We start from the raw sequence: 15,746 nt of genomic DNA, 5'->3' as shown, positions 1-15,746 counted from the left end.
TTACCACTGGATGTTGGAACCGGTAACAAAGGTTGAACACGGGCTGATCTGGTACATTTGCAGCGCCGTGGTGGTCGCGCCGCCCAGGCGGATAAAGTCCGTGTACAGGGTGCGATCCGTGACGCCCATCAGGCCGGGGAACATCAGGCCCGTGCGGGGCGTGTGGGCCGCGCCAAAGTACGAATTGTTGGAATTGACGGCGTTATAGACTTTCTCGCCATTCATCCACATCGTGATGGCGCCCGCGCCCAGCGTCGGCTGCCAGTCGGAACGCACCACCAGGCAATACCAGCGGTTCGTCACCAGCGGCCCCAGCTTGATCACTTCGCTGGCCGAATTGGTGGCGGTGGCGGACGTCGTTGCCAGGTAGTTGGAATTCAAATTCAGTTCCAGCGTATTGCCCCGCACCAGCAGCGACAGCGGTGCGGCCAGGTTGGTGGCCGTGGTGCCGGTATCGATTTGCGCAATCACGGTCGGATACGGATGCACGGCCCACGTGGATGGCATATAGACGCTGATGCCGTACCAGCGTATGCCCGTGGTGCGGGATTCGCCCAGCGGATAAAAATCCGTGCGCTTGATGGCGCCCACGTTGGCGTCCGTGCTTCTCACTCTCGTCATCAGCACGGTGCGTCCGCTGCCGGCCGGGTCGCTGACAAAGCTCAGGTTGGCCGTGCTGGCGCTGGACAGGCCATAACGGGTGGAAAACTTGCTGGCGTCGACCGTACCGCCGATCAGCGTGTCGATTTGCGCGTGCGCGGCGGCGGCAACCAGCAAGCCGGAGGCCAGGCACAGGTGCCTCGTGAAATTCATTTCGATCTCCCAAAACATTACAGTCACATGAGCGGGAAGATAGCATGCAGCTAGCTGTTTTCCGTTGCCAATGGCCAACAATTCCGCATTTTATTTCACTCGATATCAATATCACCACACAAGATTAGGTCAATACTGATTTCTACCGAGATAATATTCTTTCCCAAAAGATTACCTTCCAGGACAAGACTGCTGCATTTCCGTCATCGTGTAACGTTTTGTGGTCAAGGCTTTTCGCTCAACAATCGCGCTTAGAATTCCACCATCACAGCCCCCACGACTTCAGCGCCCGTATGGCGTACTTGCGTCACGAGCGCTTGCACGTCTTCGAGCGGCGTATGGTTTTTTCGGGCCACCAACAGTACTCCGCCGGCCCGCGCGGCCAATGCCAGCGCATCGGAACCCCGTTCGAATGCCGGCACGTCGTACAGCACCGCGTCATAGCGGGCCGACAGTTGCGCATTCAACGCGGCAAAGCCGGAACGGCTCAGCAATTCCTGCGGATTTGGCGGCAAGGTGCCCGCGCACAGCACGGACAAGTCAATGAAATCGTCGATGCGCGCCACCGTCGACAATTCCGCCCGGCCCGCCAGGATGTCGGACAAACCCTGGCGCCGCTTGACGCCAAAGAGGTCGTGCTGGCGCGGCGCGCGCAAATTCGCATCGACCAGCAGGGTCTGCTCTCCCAGCTGGGAAAACACGATCGCCAGGTTGGCGGTAAACACGCTGGCGCCGTCACCGGACGCCACGCCGGCCACCACCAGCGCCTTGTGTCCCTGCGAAAACCAGCGCAGCATCAACTGGTTGCGCACGGCGCGCAAGACTTCCACTTGCGGGCTGAAGGGCTGGAATGCCGCGGCCAGCAACGGCGAATAATCGCCATCGCCCTGCTGCAGGTACGGATAGTCGAACTGGCGCGCCAGCACTTGCTGGATATCCGTTTCGCTGACCAGTCCCAGCCGCTGGGCCGCTTCGCCATAGCGGATGTTCAACTCCTTTTGCATGCGCAGCACACGTTCGGAATTGTCCGGGCTGATCTTGCCAGCCGCGACCAGCATGGTGCCAATACTGGTATCCGGAGAGGGTTTCATATGGGCGGAAGAAAGAGTAGCAGTCATCGTCGGTCCTATCGTTTACGTGAGGCGCAGGCGACGCGGCGCCAGCAGGGTTGCCAGGCGCGAACGGGGTTTCGGCGGCGTCCACGAAATATTGCCCAGCACGGGGATATCGGCCACATTGGCCAGGTCCCCGGTCGAGCGTACACGGCGGTCCAGCAATTCCACCACCAGGCCGAACGCCATACCCAGGATGCTGCCCAGCATGATGGACAGCACGGTATTCAACAGCATGCGCGGCGCGGAAGGATCGATTGGCGCCACGGCGGGATTCAGGATCGCCACTTCCGATTGCTCGGCCTGCCCTTCCATGCGCGTTTGCGACAGGCGCTGCGTGGTGGCGTCAAAGGCGCGCTGCGCGCTTTCCACGTCTTTTTGCAGCACATTCAATTCATCGCGGGTGCGGTTCAATTGCAGTACACGGGTCTTTTGTTCCGCCAGCGCGGCGCGCAGCGCGCTCTCACGCTGCCCCAGGATTTGCGCATTGTTGCCCACGCTGTTGGCGGTCGACTGGATTTGCGCATTCAGGCTGGCGCGCAATTGCGCCGCTTCCGCGCGTGCGGCCTGGTATTGCGGATGGTTATGGCCCAGGCGCTGGCCGATTTCCGCCAGCTTGCTTTCCGCCGCGCTGACGCTGGCGCGCATGTTCTGGATCAACGGGCTGTTGGCCACATCAGGCGCATCGCCGGCCTTGCCGGACGCCATGCGCTGGCGCGAAGCCGCTTCCATTTCCTGCGCTTGCGCCGCCACCAATTGCGCGGACAAATCGTTGAGGCGGTTGCTTTCCACGTCGAGGCGGCCATCGAGGCTGACGATGCCGTTTTCCTGCTGGTACTTCGACAGCCGGCTTTGCGCCGCTTCCAGCGCATCACGCATTTGCTTGGTCTGGTCGATGAAGTAGTTGGCGGCTTTCTTCATCGGATCCACTTTCAATTGCACCGTCAGCTTTTGATACTCATCGGAAAATGCGTTGGCGACGGCCGCCACGAATTGCGGATCGGCGCCCTTGAAACTGATTTCCACCACGCTGCTTTCACGCGATGGCACGGCGTCCAGTTTTTTCAGCAACAATTCCGCCAGCCAGTCGCGCACCGTGCCCCGGCCACCTGTGTCCTGGCGGAATTGCGCGATAACGTCCGGGTTTTGCGCCAGCTTCAACTGGTCAACCACGCGCAGCGCCACGTTCTTGCTGGTAATGATGTCGATTTGCGTCGCGACATAGCCGGGCATCAGCTGGCCGGGAGCGGCCATGCCGGTGACCGGGTCCACGCCCTTGGAGTTGAGCAGCACGGTGGACGTGGCTTTGTACGTCTTGGGCAGCAAGGCGCTGACCACGACCGTGACAGTCACTGTGGCGAGCAACGTCAGCAGCACGATATTGCGGCGTGCGCGCAGTATCAGCAAAAACTGGGAGAAATTCATGACACTTCCTTAAAACAGACTTTCTTTGACGTAAACGACGTCGTCGACCTGCAGCAAATCTTCCTGCTTGACGCTGATGATTTGCAGCTGGCCACTGGCGTCGCGGCGCTTGATGCGCATGCCGCGCTCCGTGCCGCGCGGCGTCAGACCGCCGCCGGCAGCGAGCGCCTGCACCACGGTCATGCCGCGCTCGAGGCGGGCCGGGCCCGGACGCTGTACTTCCCCGTAGATATAGAAACGGGGTGCGCGTTCGACATACACGACGTCGTTCGGCGCCAGCGGGTAATCATGGGCAAAGTCGCCCGACTGCACCATCTTGATGATGTCGATGCTTTCACTGGTGGTCTTGCCGTCGCGGGTGCGGATCAAGGTCACCGTATCGCCGCCTTCCGGCCCGATGCCGCCAGCCTGCGCCAGCGCTTCCATCAGGCTGCGCTTGCCATCCATCGGATAGCGGCCGGGACGGTTCACCTGGCCCAGCACGGACACTTGCGCGCTCTGGATCGTGGTGACAAGAATGTTGACCTGGGCCTTCTTCACATAGCCGCCACTGTCGAGCAGGCCGGCGATTTTCTTTTCCGCCGCCGGCACGGAAAGGCCCGCCACCGGGACCTGGCCAACCAGGGGCACGGTCACGGTGCCACTGTCCGCGACGCGCGCTTCCGTCGCCAGGTCGGGACTGCCATACACGGTAATGCGCAGCACGTCGCCGGAACCGAGGACGATATCGGCCGCTCCGGCCACGCGCATTGTCAGTGCCGTCATCAGCATGGCCAGGCACAGGATGATTTTCTTCATGGCGCTTTCTCCTTATTTCAGGCCTGCGACGCCGCGCGCATCCGCTGCCGCCTGTTGCGGCAACGGCTGGGCGCCCGCCATCGTGTCAGCCTTGTTGAAGTAGTCGATCTTCGCGTCCGCGCGCAAGCGTTTCAGCTCCGCTTCGGCCGCTTCCTTGTTTTTCTTGTTGACCAGGAATTGCTCGATTTGCGCAACGGAGTTGTCCAGCGTGGCCGGGCTTTCCTTGATGTCGGCAATCTGCATCAGCAGGCTGCGCTCGCCTTCGCGAATGATGAACAGCTGGCCTTTCGGCATCGTCAACAGCTTGCTGCTCAGCTCGGGCGGCATGTCGGCGCTGGTGCGCGACACTTGCGTGCGGCCATACTTGATCTTGTTGCTGTCCAGCCAGGCTGCCACGTCATCCAGCGACCGGGTGGTATCCATCAGCGACTTCAGCGGGTCCGTCACATCCTTGCTGGCCACCACCAGTTCGCGCATGTCGAATTGCTTGCGGCTGGTAAAGAATTCCGGATGCTGGTTGAAATATTCTTCTATTTCCGCACGCGTCGGCTTGGCCTGGTTGCCGATGCGCTTTTGCAGGTAAGCCTGGGCAATGATCATGGCTTTGGCCCGTTCGATGGCTTGCATGACTTTCGGATCGCGATCCAGCTTGTCCTTGGCCGCTTCGTTTTGCAGCAACTGGCGGTCGATCAGCGATTCCAGCAATTGCTTGCGCACGGTTTCCGGCTGCCCGGTGGCGCCGGAGCGCTGCAATTCCTCGTTCAGTTGCAACACCGTGATTTCCGAACCATTGACACTGGCCAGCGCCTGCCCGGCCTTCGGTTCCTTGTTGCCGCAGGCCGCCAGCGACAGCGCCGCGGCCAGGATCAGGATAGTGGCGGCGCGGGGGCGATGGACCGCGCGGCCAAGGTGAGCGGTAGTGTCCAAGATATTTCCTTTGTGTAAATATTTATTTGCAACATTATTAATGTGGAAAGATTTTAGCTCAGCGCGGATTTTCGACGCGCACGAATGGCTCAGTCACTTTCAGCGTTGAATTCAGAACCGAGGGGCGCCCGGTGCGCTCTCGGCGTGCACTCAGTGTGCGTTCTCGTGGCCCGCCACGACTTTCATGGTGCGCAGCACAATCCACAGGTCCAGCCACAGCGACCACTTGCGCAGGTAATCGAGGTCGTAGCGGATGCGGGCTTCCATCTTGTCCAGGGTTTCCGTTTCACCCCGCAGCCCGTTGACTTGCGCCCAGCCCGTGATGCCCGGTTTGACTTTGTGGCGCAACATGTAGCCCTTGATGAGCTTGCGATATTGCTCGTTGTGCGCCACCGCATGGGGGCGCGGTCCCACGATGCTCATGCGACCTTGCAGCACATTGATGAATTGTGGAATTTCATCGAGCGACGTCTTGCGCAGGAAAGCGCCGACCTTGGTCACGCGCTGGTCATTCTTCTTCGCCTGCGTGACCTTGGCGCCGTCTTCCGCCACCGACATCGAACGGAATTTATAGACGATGATTTCTTCGCCATACAGGCCATAGCGGCGCTGCTTGAAGATGGCCGGACCCGGCGAATCGAGTTTCACGGCCAGCGCCACGATGGCCATCACCGGCAGCAGCATCAGCGTGATCAGGCCGCCCAGCACGATGTCCGACGTACGCTTGATCAGGCTGTTGAACCCCGTGAACGGGCTTTCGCAAATCGCGATGACCGGCATGCCGCCCACGTTGTCGAAGCGGGCCTGCATCAGGTCGAACACGTAAATATCGGGCAGGAAGTACACGGACGCCGTGGTGTCCTGCAATTCATCGAGCAGGCGGCGGATGCGCGGCTGCGCGGAAATCGGCTGGCTGATGAAAATCATCTTGATATGGTTTTCCCGCACGAAGGCGGCAATGTTTTCCATGCTGCCCAGCACCGGATGGCTCATGTTGCCCGGCATGCGTTCGCGTGCGCGGTCATCGAAGAAGCCCCGCACGGTCATGAACAAATTCGGCAGGCGGTCGATGGTGTTGGCAAAGCGCACGCCGACATCGTTGGCGCCGATGATCAGCGCCGAGCGTTCCTGCGTATCGCGTTCCGGATCGGAGCCCAGCTTGCGCGCCGCCGTATGGCTGGCCAGCAACGCGAACGGCGTGGCGGCAAACCATACCAGCACCACGTGTTCGTCATAGTGGTACGACAGGCCGCTGACGGAACCGAGGAACACGAGAATGACGGCCGTGACGATCCAGCCGATGAAAATGTCGCGCGCATAGGCCAGCATGCGGCCGCTGCGCCATGTCTGGTAAGGATCGACGTACTGATAGACCGACGTGGAAATAAAGAATGCGAGGATCATCAGCACCAGGGAATACCCGGTAAAGGGTTCGGCGAACATCAGTGAAAACAGGTACAGCGTACCCATGATGATGAGGGGATCCAGTACACGCTGGAAGAAAGAGATAAGAGGAATGTCGTTGACCGTCATGGTATTTCTCGGATGCTTAGAACTGTATGCTGGCGCTGACTGCTGCGCCGTTGGCACGGTAATTGGTGGAAGCATTGCCGCTTCGCACCTCATGGAAAGCATTGACTGACAACTGCGAGGTTAGCGTTGGCGCCCACGTCAGTCCCAGCGATGCAATGCGGGTTTTGTCAGACAGGTTGGGCGCCGCAAGTCGTCCCTCCAGCGTACTGAAATCGCGTTTTTCGCGACGCACCATTGCGGTCGCGGCCACTTTGCTGGTCACGTCCCAGGTGGTATTGAAGCTGGCCCCCTTGTTCACACTGTTATTGATGAGGTTGCTTTCCACCGCGGCAAATTCGCGCCATGCGGAAGCGGACATCTTCAGCTTGCGCAACATCGACCAGTTCATCGTCGCACGTCCGTTCAAGCCGCTGGTATCGCGCTCAGCAAACACCGGGTGCTTGCGCTCGGCCCAGCCGGCCAGCATCTGGAATTGCGACGTGGCGGAAAACAGCCAGTACACGTTGGCCTTCAATTCATGCTGCGTGTAACTGTCGTCGACCAGCATGCCACCCAGCGCGCGGTGGTTCGGATACTTGCCTTCGATGCGCGAAGCCTGCAGGCCGAAACGGCTGCCGCTGGGCGGCAAATAATCGAAGCCGACGTCGACCTGGTCTTCGGTGCGGTTGTTGTACTGCTGGACCGGCAAATCGTAGGTCGACTTGTTGCGGCTGGCGGCCGCCCGCACGCGGTAGCTGGGGTGGAAGCGCCATGCGCCATCGACATATTCGCGGCGCTGTACCCGCAGGTTGCGCTCAGCCGAATGGAAATCGTTGAACGACGTCAGCGTTTGCGCATAGGTGCCGCCCACGTGCCCTTCCACGTGATTGCCGACGTGCCACTCGAGGTCGGCAGCGTAATCCTTGCCGTCATAGTCGAGCTGCTTGTAATGGCTGAACTTGACTTTCGACCGCTTGATTTGCGCGGTCAGGCGCTGCCGGCTGATCGGCATGTCGACCAGTATGCCGAATTGCGTGCGGGTCAGGTCGTCGCCCCGTTGCCCGATCACGGCGCCGTCATCGAGGCGGAACAAATTGCTGTCATGGCTGCGCGCCACCGCCAGGTAGGGGTGGATCGTGTCGCTCAGCATGGCGTGCGCCGGCACCATGGGCACAACAGCCCATGCGCCCAGCACCAGCAGCAAAGATTTATTGAAAGGCATGGCTACTCCTTACCAGTAATGCCAGTTGCCGGTCGCCAGCACCCAGATGCCGAGCGCGCCATTGGTGACGCCGTGCGCCATGACCGCGGCCCACAAGCTGCCGCTGCGCATGTACAGCCAGCTGTACGCCAGGCCAGCGACAATGCCGGCAAACCATAATTGATGTTCAATCCCAAACAGCAGCGCGGTGATGGCCAGTGCCCGCAAGCCGACCCGCGCCGGCGCCACGTTGAGAAAGTCCGCAGATTCCAGCCAGCGCAACAGAAACGAGCGCCAGAATAATTCTTCCATGATGGGCACAACCAGCGCCGCGCCCGCGATCCGGATCAAAGCCAGGCGCCAGTCGATGGCGCCACCGCCGTCGCGGGGATCAAAACCGGCCGACACACCGAATTGCATCCAGCCGGCGTCCAGGTTGATCCACAGGACAAACACCAGCAACCCGACAGCGATGGCGGCCGCCGCGCCGCGCGCCCGGACGTCAAACCGCGCCAGTTCCACGTACTGGCGCCGGTATGCCCACAGCAGCGCCACGACAACGGCGACCTTGGCAGCATACAGCCAGCGCAAATCCGCTGCGGAAATGTCCGCCATCGGCAGCACATCGGCAATGGCGATGAACGCCATGTACGCGGCAAACGGCACGATGCGCGCAGGCGCATGGCCGGGTACGGCAGCGGCAGGAGAAGGATAGGGTTTCACGTTCATGCATCAGAGCAATCTTGTCAAGTTTGCAGATAATATAACTTTCAACTCAACAGCAGCGCACGGATGGGAATTCCCAAAAGAAAACGGCCCGCCTGGGTGCCAGGCGGGCCGTCTGAATTACTACGAGAAAGAAGTATTACGAGCGGGACTCGATCGTTTCCCAACGCTCCAGCGCTTCCATCAACTCCAGCTCAATTTGCTCGATGCGTTCCTGGACGCGGCGCGCTTCCGCCGCATTTTTCTTGTAGAAATCCGGATCGGACAATTGCAGGTTCAGCGCGGTCTGCTCATCTTCCAGCGCGGCGATCTGCTTCGGCAATTCTTCCAGTTCACGCTGTTCCTTGTAGCTGAGCTTGCGCTGCTTGACGGCAGGCGCCGCCGTGGCCGCCGGCGCGGGCGCCGCTTCGGCCTTGGCTGCGGGCCTGGCTGCCGCTTTGGCCGGCGTTGGCGTCACGGTGTCGCGCACGCGCTCCCAGTCGGTATAGCCGCCGACGAATTCACGCCACCGGCCCTGCCCTTCGGCCACGATCACTTGCGTCACCACGTTGTCCAGGAACATGCGGTCGTGGCTGACCAGGAAGACGGTACCCTCGTAATCCTCCAGCAATTCCTCCAGTAATTCCAAGGTGTCGATGTCGAGGTCATTGGTGGGTTCGTCCAGCACCAGCACGTTGGCCGGTTTGGCAAACAGGCGCGCCAGCAGCAGGCGGTTGCGTTCACCGCCGGACAGCGATTTCACGGGTGAACGGGCGCGTTCCGGCGCAAACAGGAAATCGCTCAGGTAACTCATCGCGTGCTTGCGCTGGCCGTTGACTTCGACCCAGTCGCTGCCGGGCGCAATCGTGTCCAGCAAGCTCGCTTCCTCGTTCAGCTGGGCGCGCATCTGGTCGAAATACGCAACCTGCAGCTTGGTGCCCTGCTTCACGGTGCCGCTGTCAGGCTTCTCTTCGCCCAGGATCATTTTCAGCAGCGTGGTCTTGCCGGCGCCATTGGCGCCGATCAGGCCAACCTTGTCGCCACGCAGGATGGTGGCGCTGAAATCGTTGACGATGACCTTGTCGCCATAGGCCTTGCGGATGTTTTCCAGTTCCGCCACGATCTTGCCGGAGCGTTCGCCGGACGTCACCTGCAGCGTCACCTGGCCCTGCTGTTCGCGGCGCACGGCGCGCTGTTCGCGCAAGCGTTCCAGGCGCCGCACGCGGCCTTCGTCGCGGGTACGGCGCGCCTTGACGCCCTTGCGGATCCACACTTCTTCCTGCGCCAGGAATTTGTCGAACTTGGCGTTCTCGATTTCCTCGATTTCCAGCTGTTCCGCCTTGCGGACCTGGTAAGCGCTGAAATTGCCCGGATAAGTCAGCAGGCGGCCACGGTCCAGTTCGATAATGCGGGTGGCGACATTGTCCAGGAACGAGCGGTCGTGGGTAATGAACAGCACGCTGCCCTTGAAGTCGCGCAGCAAGCCTTCCAGCCACTGGATCGACGTGAAGTCCAGGTGGTTGGTCGGTTCGTCGAGCAGCAGCACGTCGGGCGCCGACACCAGTGCGCGGGCCAGCGCCACGCGCTTTTTCATCCCGCCCGACAGCGTCTTCATTTGCGCGTCCGGCCCCAGGTTCAGGCGGTCCAGCGTCTGTTCCACCTTGTTCTTCAGGTTCCACGCGTCGGCCGCATCCAGTTTGACCTGGATGTCATGCATGCGCTCCATCAGCGCATCGTCGTCTCCCTGGCCGAACTGGCCCGTCAGCGCATCGTATTCCTTCAGCAAGTCCTGCAAGTCCCCCATGCCGGACGCCACGGCTTCATAGACGGACATTTCCGGATCAAATTCCGGTTCCTGCTCGACATAGGCGATTTTCAAGCCTTGCTGCATCACGAGCAAGCCATCGTCCAGCTTGAAGCGGCCGGAAATAATTTTCAACAGGGACGATTTGCCCGTGCCGTTACGGCCGATCAGGCCGACCCGTTCGCCGGTTTCCAGCGAAAACTCAGCATGGTCGAGCAACGCAAAGTGGCCGAACGCCAGTTGCGCATTGGAGAGAGAGATAACTGCCATAGTAGTGTGCGACTGCAAAACCCAAGGAAAACAGCATTGTACGGTAGTTCACGGGTAGTGCCTGTTGCCGGGAGTGAACCTTTGCTATCCTTGCGGCTTCCCACCTCCCGGAGACCACACATGGCGACACTGCCACCCGCCTACGGATCGGACCAAACCGGCCTCGTCTGTGGCTACCTGTTCCTGCCCGGCCAGGCGCCGCGGACGGTGACGGCGGCGCAGGCCGCCGAATGGGTGCGGCGGCAACCGGGGGATGCGCAAGCCGATGGCGCCTTTGTCTGGCTGCACTTCAACCTGGCCAATACCGCCAGTGAAAAATGGCTGCACGAACACACGGCGCTGGCCGAGGAATTTTATGAAAGCCTGCACGAAGGCCAGCGCTCGACCCGCATCGAAGTGGCCGACAATGCGCTGATCGCCGTCATCAACGACGTCGTCCACGACTTTTCCTTCGATCCGTCCGATATCGCCACCCTGTGGCTCAGCGTCGACCAGCACACCGTCATCAGCGCGCGCCGCCAGCAACTGAAGGCCGTCGACAGCCTGCGGCTGGCCGTGCAGGCCGGCGAAGCGCTGCGCTCGCCCGTGGAATTGCTGGCGCACCTGCTGCGCGACCAGGCCGACGCGCTGGTGAAAATCGTGCGTGACGCCACCGGCAAAGTCGACAACATCGAAGACCACCTGCTGGCCGGCAAACTGAAATACAAGCGCGCCAACCTCGGCAGCCTGCGGCGCGTGCTGGTGCGCCTGCGCCGCCTGCTGGCGCCGGAACCGGCCGCCCTGTTCCGCCTGCTGCAAAAGCCGCCGGCCTGGATTGCCGACGTCGACACGGAAGAATTGCGCCAGGCCAGCGAAGAATTCGCCGTGGTGCTGAACGACATGTCGGCGCTGCAGGAGCGCATCAAATTGCTGCAGGAAGAATTGGCCGCGCTGGTCAACGAAAGCAACAACCAGAGCCTGTACGTGCTGACCATCGTCACCGTGCTGGCGCTGCCGATCAACATCATCGCCGGCCTGCTGGGCATGAACGTGGGCGGCATTCCGCTGGCGGACGCGGCGCATGGATTCTGGGTGGTGGTGGGGATTGTGGCGGCGTTTACCGCGATTGCGGGGTGGTGGGCGTTTCGCGGGAAAGCCGACGACGGGCAGTAAATGGTATCGCCAACAGGAATCGAACCTGTATCTAAGTCTTAGGAGGACCTTGTACTATCCATTGTACTATGGCGACACACAGGCCCGGATTATAGCGGGAGAGCCAGGATAACGGTAGAGGAGATAACCATAGGTATAGACAGGCATGTTGCTGTCGCTTACCATGGTTGCAATCTTAATAACCAAAACCTGTATGTTCGCCAAATTCCTCAGCATCTTCACCCTCGCCATGATCGAACTGTGGGCCGCCGTCCCACTCGGGATCAAGCTGGACGTGGACCCCGTCGCGGTCGGCGCGCTCACCATCGCCGGCGCCATTGCCGGCACCCTGGTCGCCGCGTTTGCCGGCGGACTGGTCAACAAGCTGCTGCGGTTGCGCACCAAGGATCCGACCAAAGGCACGGCCGGTTGGCTGGTGCAAAAGGGGCCGTGGGCGATTGGCCTGCTGGGCCCGCTGTTGCTGGGCGCGACGATTTCCGCTGCGCTGGCGTCGAGCCTGGGATTGTCGCGCCGTGTGTGGATGCCGCTGCTGGTGGCGGGGATTTGCGTGTGGACCGTCGCGGTGACGGTACTGACGGTGCACGGATTCGACCTGATCGCAGGCCAGTCCGCCGCTTCGTTTTAAACGGCCGAAAAACCACATTAGAGTAAGCCCACCAAACGTGGCTCGACGCGCATGCTAGTGTGATTGTTTGCCCAACAATCACACTCTCAGACGCCGCGCGATGAACGACGCCCCTCCTTCCCAAGCACTGCACGCCGCCGCCGGCGAAGCCGATCCGCACCGCATGCGTGCGGTTTTCGATGTCCAGCAAGCCACGGCCCTGCGCTGGCGCGACTCCACCGCCGCCGAACGCATCGCCCGCATCGTCAAATTGCGCGACGCCATGCTGGCGCACCGCACCGCCTTCCACACGGCGTTCGCGCAGGATTACCGCAAACCGGAAGCGGAAGTCGAAGTGTCCGAATTCCTGCCCGTGATGGACGAGATCCACCAGGCCATCGGCAGCCTGCGCCGCTGGATGAAACCGAAACGCGTGTGGCCGACCAAGACCATGCTGGGCACCCGCGCGCACGTGCAATACCAGCCACGGGGCCGCGTGCTGGTCATCGCGCCGTGGAATTACCCGCTGAGCCTGTGCTTCGGCCCGCTGGTGTCCGCGCTGGCGGCCGGCAATACCGTCATCATCAAGCCGTCCGAAATGACGCCTGCCGTCTCCGCGCTGATGGGCCGCATCATTGCCGACATATTTCCCGCCCATGAAGTGGCGCTGTTCGAAGGCAGCCTGCCCACGTCGCAGGCGCTGCTGGACCTGCCGTTCGACCACATCTTCTTCACGGGTTCGCCCGCGGTCGGCAAGGTCGTCATGGCGGCCGCCGCCAGACACCTGGCCAGCGTGACCCTGGAGCTGGGCGGCAAGTCGCCCGTGATCGTCGACGCCAGCGCCAACGTGCAAATGGCGGCGGAAACCCTGATGTGGGGCAAGTTCCTCAACAATGGCCAGACCTGTGTGGCGCCCGATACCGCGTACGTGCACGCCTCGGTCAAGCAAGCGTTCGTCGACGCCTGCCGCTCCGTGCTGCAGCAGCGCTATGGCGCGGGCGCCGCCGCGCAGAAAGCCTGCGGCGACCTGACCCGCGTCGTGAACCGCCGCCACACACAGCGCGTCGCGCACTTGCTGAACGATGCGGTGGAACGGGGCGCCAAAGTGCTGGCCGGCGGCGACATCGATGAAGCGCAGTGCTATATCGCGCCAACGTTACTGGAACGGGTGCCAGCCGGCGCCGCCATCCTGTCCGAAGAAATCTTCGGTCCCGTGCTGCCCATCGTCGAATACACGGACCTGGACCAGGTCATCCACGACATCAACAGCCAGCCGAAACCGCTGGCGCTGTACCTGTGGAGCACGGACCGGCGCGCGATCCGCCGCGTGCTGTCGCACACCAGTTCAGGCGGCGCCTGCGTCAACCATTGCGTCGCGCATTTCGCGCACGGCAATCTGCCGTTCGGCGGGGTCAACAATTCCGGCATCGGCAATGCGCACGGCGAATACGGCTTCAAGGCGTTTTCCCACGAACGGGCCGTGCTGCGGGGTTCGTGGCTGCACCTGGTGAAGCTGTTCTTCCCGCCATACACGCCAACCCGCAACAAGCTGATCCGTATGACGGTGGACTTGCTGCGCCTGCCGTTTTAACGGGAACCCGAACGCTTGCGCATCAAGGCCAGCAAGGCCAGGCCGGCGCCGAACAGCCAGATCGCGCCCGGTTCCGGCACCAGGTTCACCGTGTAGACTTCCATCGCGCCAAAACGCACGTTGGGCACGTTGGCGTAAGGCGTATTGTCCAGCAGGCTGGTGAACGGGTTTTGATGGTGGATGCCATCGTTATAGCTGAGCAGCGCGGACACGCCGCCATTGGTCAAATCAAACGGCATCGACAAATCCAGCCCCGCGCCGAACGTGGGACCCAGCGTTGCATCATTGACGGTCTGCATGGCGCCATAATCGTCCCCTGCCAGGACCGGCAATTGCTGGAACACCACGCCCGTACTGAGGTTGAACAGGAAGGCCGTACGGTCCTTCGCGTCAGGGGTCAGGTTGAAGCCGCCCTTGGATGACCAGCTTTGCGGATTGTAGCCGCCGACCAGCCACTGGCGGCCATCTACGCCATACGCCTGCATGACGGTAAAGGTGCGGCCACGGCCGTCGGCCGCCGCGTGGAAGTCCGCCGCCGTCTTGCCGGGCGTTTTTTCAAACAGCAGGTTCAGCGCCAACGGCCCCTCCCCCAGCCACGACGATAATTGCGCCTGGTCCGTTACGGACAACAATGACGCCTGTGCCGGCGCCGTCATGGCCAATCCGGCCAGTGCGGCCAGCATGCTTAAGGTGATTCTGGAATGGAAATGCATGGCTGCTTCCCTGAAGATGCGAGTTCAGCCGGTGCAGGATTCATCACATCCGGCACGCAGTTGCTCTTGACGATAGAAGATGGATTGCCGGCCACCACCGAGTAGGGCGGCACGTCGGATGTGACGAACGCGCCGGCGCCGATCCGGCTGCCCCGGCCTATGGTGACCCCGCCGACGATCACCGCGTGCGGGCCGACCCAGACTTCGTCTTCCAGCACGGGATAGCCGATGTCGCGCGCGCCATCGGCGCCAACGCGGTCGCGCCGGCCCAGCGTGGCGCCGTGGAACAGCGTCACGTTACGGCCGATCCGTACGCCGGGGCTGACCACCAGCCCCCAGGCATGGGTCAGCGCCAGACCGGGACCGATCCGGGCACCCCATGGAAAGTCGATGGCGGCGCCGTGCGTCGCCATCCGGTGCAGGAGTTTCAGCAATGGCAGCACCAGCCGCCCTGCCGTCCCCGCGTCGCGTGCGGCTTGGCACAGCCGCATCGTCACCACCGGACGGAAGGTCCGCCGCGTGACAAATCCCTGTAAAACCAATGCCGCACGATAGCGGCCGTACTGGCGGTAGGTATCCGCCTTCAGTGCATCCCAGGTACCCATGATTCCCCTGCATACGTTGACTTCACGGCGGCAGGGGAATGGCAGAGGGTTCAAGGAATGACGGCTGTCACCTCGATTTCCACCTTTGCCGCATCTTCCACCAATGCCACCACCTGCACCGCCGTCATGGCCGGGTAATGCGCACCGATGATTTCCCGGTAAGCGCGCCCGATCTCCTTGTAGGCGGCGATGTATTCATGTTTATCCACCACGTACCACGTCATGCGCACGATGTGTTCAGGCTTCGCGCCGGCTTCCGCCAGCACCGCCACCACGTTTTCCAGCGCTTGCCGCACTTGCCCGGCAAAGTCGCTGGTATGGAACACACCCTGGGCATCCCAGCCAATCATGCCGCTCACACAGACGAGCTTGCCGGACGCCGCGATGCCGTTCGAGTAGCCGCGGGGCCTGACCCAGCCTGGTGGTTGTAAGATTTCCATAAAGACTATCCTGTCACATTGTTAACGAATTACGCGGGACGTGGCGCGCAGTTGCGCAGCATTTCGCGCGCAAT

15 protein-coding genes and 1 tRNA gene are annotated in these 15,746 nt (G+C 61.7%); 3 read left to right on the top strand and 13 right to left on the bottom strand.

The genetic code is table 11. The features are described 5' to 3' along the window. The 9 genes from GJ700_RS20930 to GJ700_RS20890 all read right to left on the bottom strand — a co-directional run bounded on the left by GJ700_RS20930 (position 1) and on the right by GJ700_RS20890 (position 10,567). Positions 1-813 carry a polysaccharide lyase family 20 protein gene (locus GJ700_RS20930; protein ID WP_195763967.1) on the bottom strand — a complete coding sequence of 271 codons (813 nt, stop codon included), beginning with the start codon at positions 811-813 and terminating at the stop codon, positions 1-3. 251 nt (positions 814-1,064) lie between these two features. Then, the gene (epsG, locus tag GJ700_RS20925) at positions 1,065-1,931 is read right to left on the bottom strand and encodes a chain length determinant protein tyrosine kinase EpsG (RefSeq protein ID WP_154377497.1); all 867 of its coding nucleotides are present in this window, start codon (positions 1,929-1,931) and stop codon (positions 1,065-1,067) included. 15 nt (positions 1,932-1,946) lie between these two features. Next, positions 1,947-3,350 (bottom strand): chain length determinant protein EpsF, encoded by a 1,404-nt coding sequence (epsF, locus tag GJ700_RS20920; protein WP_154377495.1) that lies wholly within the window; start codon positions 3,348-3,350, stop codon positions 1,947-1,949. Positions 3,351-3,359: 9 nt separating this feature from the next. After that, entirely contained in the window at positions 3,360-4,148 is a 789-nt protein-coding gene (gene epsE, locus GJ700_RS20915) for a polysaccharide export protein EpsE (protein WP_154377493.1), read from the bottom strand. Between the two features lie 12 nt (positions 4,149-4,160). After that, positions 4,161-5,075, bottom strand: a complete 915-nt coding sequence (locus GJ700_RS20910) for an EpsD family peptidyl-prolyl cis-trans isomerase (protein ID WP_154377491.1) — start codon at positions 5,073-5,075, stop codon at positions 4,161-4,163. Positions 5,076-5,225: 150 nt separating this feature from the next. Further along, positions 5,226-6,608: an undecaprenyl-phosphate glucose phosphotransferase gene (locus tag GJ700_RS20905; RefSeq protein WP_154377489.1), complete on the bottom strand. Its 1,383-nt coding sequence runs from the start codon at positions 6,606-6,608 to the stop codon at positions 5,226-5,228. Positions 6,609-6,624: 16 nt separating this feature from the next. Next, positions 6,625-7,809 (bottom strand): XrtB/PEP-CTERM-associated polysaccharide biosynthesis outer membrane protein EpsL, encoded by a 1,185-nt coding sequence (gene epsL / locus GJ700_RS20900; protein ID WP_229507141.1) that lies wholly within the window; start codon positions 7,807-7,809, stop codon positions 6,625-6,627. A gap of 9 nt (positions 7,810-7,818) precedes the next feature. Beyond that, positions 7,819-8,517, bottom strand: a complete 699-nt coding sequence (locus GJ700_RS20895) for a CAAX prenyl protease-related protein (protein WP_154377487.1) — start codon at positions 8,515-8,517, stop codon at positions 7,819-7,821. Between the two features lie 136 nt (positions 8,518-8,653). Then, positions 8,654-10,567: an ATP-binding cassette domain-containing protein gene (locus GJ700_RS20890; RefSeq protein ID WP_154377485.1), complete on the bottom strand. Its 1,914-nt coding sequence runs from the start codon at positions 10,565-10,567 to the stop codon at positions 8,654-8,656. Between the two features lie 120 nt (positions 10,568-10,687). On the opposite strand from GJ700_RS20890, the gene GJ700_RS20885 reads away from it, so the two are divergent. Then, positions 10,688-11,719: a transporter gene (locus GJ700_RS20885; protein ID WP_154377483.1), complete on the top strand. Its 1,032-nt coding sequence runs from the start codon at positions 10,688-10,690 to the stop codon at positions 11,717-11,719. A 1-nt stretch (position 11,720) separates the two neighbouring features. Here the strand turns inward: GJ700_RS20885 and GJ700_RS20880 are convergent. Further along, positions 11,721-11,795 (bottom strand) — tRNA-Arg (locus GJ700_RS20880). A 117-nt stretch (positions 11,796-11,912) separates the two neighbouring features. On the opposite strand from GJ700_RS20880, the gene GJ700_RS20875 reads away from it, so the two are divergent. Together GJ700_RS20875 and GJ700_RS20870 are read left to right on the top strand one after the other, a co-directional pair. Next, on the top strand, positions 11,913-12,344 hold the full coding sequence (locus GJ700_RS20875; RefSeq protein WP_154377480.1) for a hypothetical protein: 432 nt from the start codon (positions 11,913-11,915) through the stop codon (positions 12,342-12,344). 100 nt (positions 12,345-12,444) lie between these two features. Then, entirely contained in the window at positions 12,445-13,914 is a 1,470-nt protein-coding gene (locus GJ700_RS20870; RefSeq protein ID WP_154377478.1) for an aldehyde dehydrogenase family protein, read from the top strand. On the opposite strand, the gene GJ700_RS20865 is transcribed toward GJ700_RS20870, so the two are convergent. From GJ700_RS20865 to GJ700_RS20855, 3 genes are read right to left on the bottom strand one after another with little or no spacing between them, the layout of a single operon-like run. After that, positions 13,911-14,597 (bottom strand): PEP_CTERM-anchored TLD domain-containing protein, encoded by a 687-nt coding sequence (locus GJ700_RS20865; RefSeq protein WP_154377476.1) that lies wholly within the window; start codon positions 14,595-14,597, stop codon positions 13,911-13,913. The genes GJ700_RS20870 and GJ700_RS20865 overlap by 4 nt on opposite strands. A 2-nt stretch (positions 14,598-14,599) precedes the next feature. Further along, positions 14,600-15,232: a serine acetyltransferase gene (locus GJ700_RS20860; RefSeq protein ID WP_154377475.1), complete on the bottom strand. Its 633-nt coding sequence runs from the start codon at positions 15,230-15,232 to the stop codon at positions 14,600-14,602. Between the two features lie 50 nt (positions 15,233-15,282). Then, the gene (locus GJ700_RS20855) at positions 15,283-15,672 is read right to left on the bottom strand and encodes a RidA family protein (RefSeq protein WP_154377473.1); all 390 of its coding nucleotides are present in this window, start codon (positions 15,670-15,672) and stop codon (positions 15,283-15,285) included. Positions 15,673-15,746: the final 74 nt, after the last annotated feature.

Source organism: Pseudoduganella rivuli (assembly GCF_009674485.1).
Lineage (GTDB): Bacteria > Pseudomonadota > Gammaproteobacteria > Burkholderiales > Burkholderiaceae_D > Rugamonas > Rugamonas rivuli_B.
This window is presented reverse-complemented; position numbering and strand designations above follow the sequence as displayed.

What these genes read in the sequence shown, in the direction of transcription:
- GJ700_RS20930 (WP_195763967.1), bottom strand. Translation starts at nt 813, where the DNA reads ATGAATTTCACGAGGCACCTGTGCCTGGCCTCCGGCTTGCTGGTTGCC.
- epsG (WP_154377497.1), bottom strand. Translation starts at nt 1,931, where the DNA reads ATGACTGCTACTCTTTCTTCCGCCCATATGAAACCCTCTCCGGATACC.
- epsF (WP_154377495.1), bottom strand. Translation starts at nt 3,350, where the DNA reads ATGAATTTCTCCCAGTTTTTGCTGATACTGCGCGCACGCCGCAATATC.
- epsE (WP_154377493.1), bottom strand. Translation starts at nt 4,148, where the DNA reads ATGAAGAAAATCATCCTGTGCCTGGCCATGCTGATGACGGCACTGACA.
- GJ700_RS20905 (WP_154377489.1), bottom strand. Translation starts at nt 6,608, where the DNA reads ATGACGGTCAACGACATTCCTCTTATCTCTTTCTTCCAGCGTGTACTG.
- epsL (WP_229507141.1), bottom strand. Translation starts at nt 7,809, where the DNA reads ATGCCTTTCAATAAATCTTTGCTGCTGGTGCTGGGCGCATGGGCTGTT.
- GJ700_RS20895 (WP_154377487.1), bottom strand. Translation starts at nt 8,517, where the DNA reads ATGAACGTGAAACCCTATCCTTCTCCTGCCGCTGCCGTACCCGGCCAT.
- GJ700_RS20890 (WP_154377485.1), bottom strand. Translation starts at nt 10,567, where the DNA reads ATGGCAGTTATCTCTCTCTCCAATGCGCAACTGGCGTTCGGCCACTTT.
- GJ700_RS20885 (WP_154377483.1), top strand. Translation starts at nt 10,688, where the DNA reads ATGGCGACACTGCCACCCGCCTACGGATCGGACCAAACCGGCCTCGTC.
- GJ700_RS20875 (WP_154377480.1), top strand. Translation starts at nt 11,913, where the DNA reads ATGTTCGCCAAATTCCTCAGCATCTTCACCCTCGCCATGATCGAACTG.
- GJ700_RS20870 (WP_154377478.1), top strand. Translation starts at nt 12,445, where the DNA reads ATGAACGACGCCCCTCCTTCCCAAGCACTGCACGCCGCCGCCGGCGAA.
- GJ700_RS20865 (WP_154377476.1), bottom strand. Translation starts at nt 14,597, where the DNA reads ATGCTGGCCGCACTGGCCGGATTGGCCATGACGGCGCCGGCACAGGCG.
- GJ700_RS20860 (WP_154377475.1), bottom strand. Translation starts at nt 15,232, where the DNA reads ATGGGTACCTGGGATGCACTGAAGGCGGATACCTACCGCCAGTACGGC.
- GJ700_RS20855 (WP_154377473.1), bottom strand. Translation starts at nt 15,672, where the DNA reads ATGGAAATCTTACAACCACCAGGCTGGGTCAGGCCCCGCGGCTACTCG.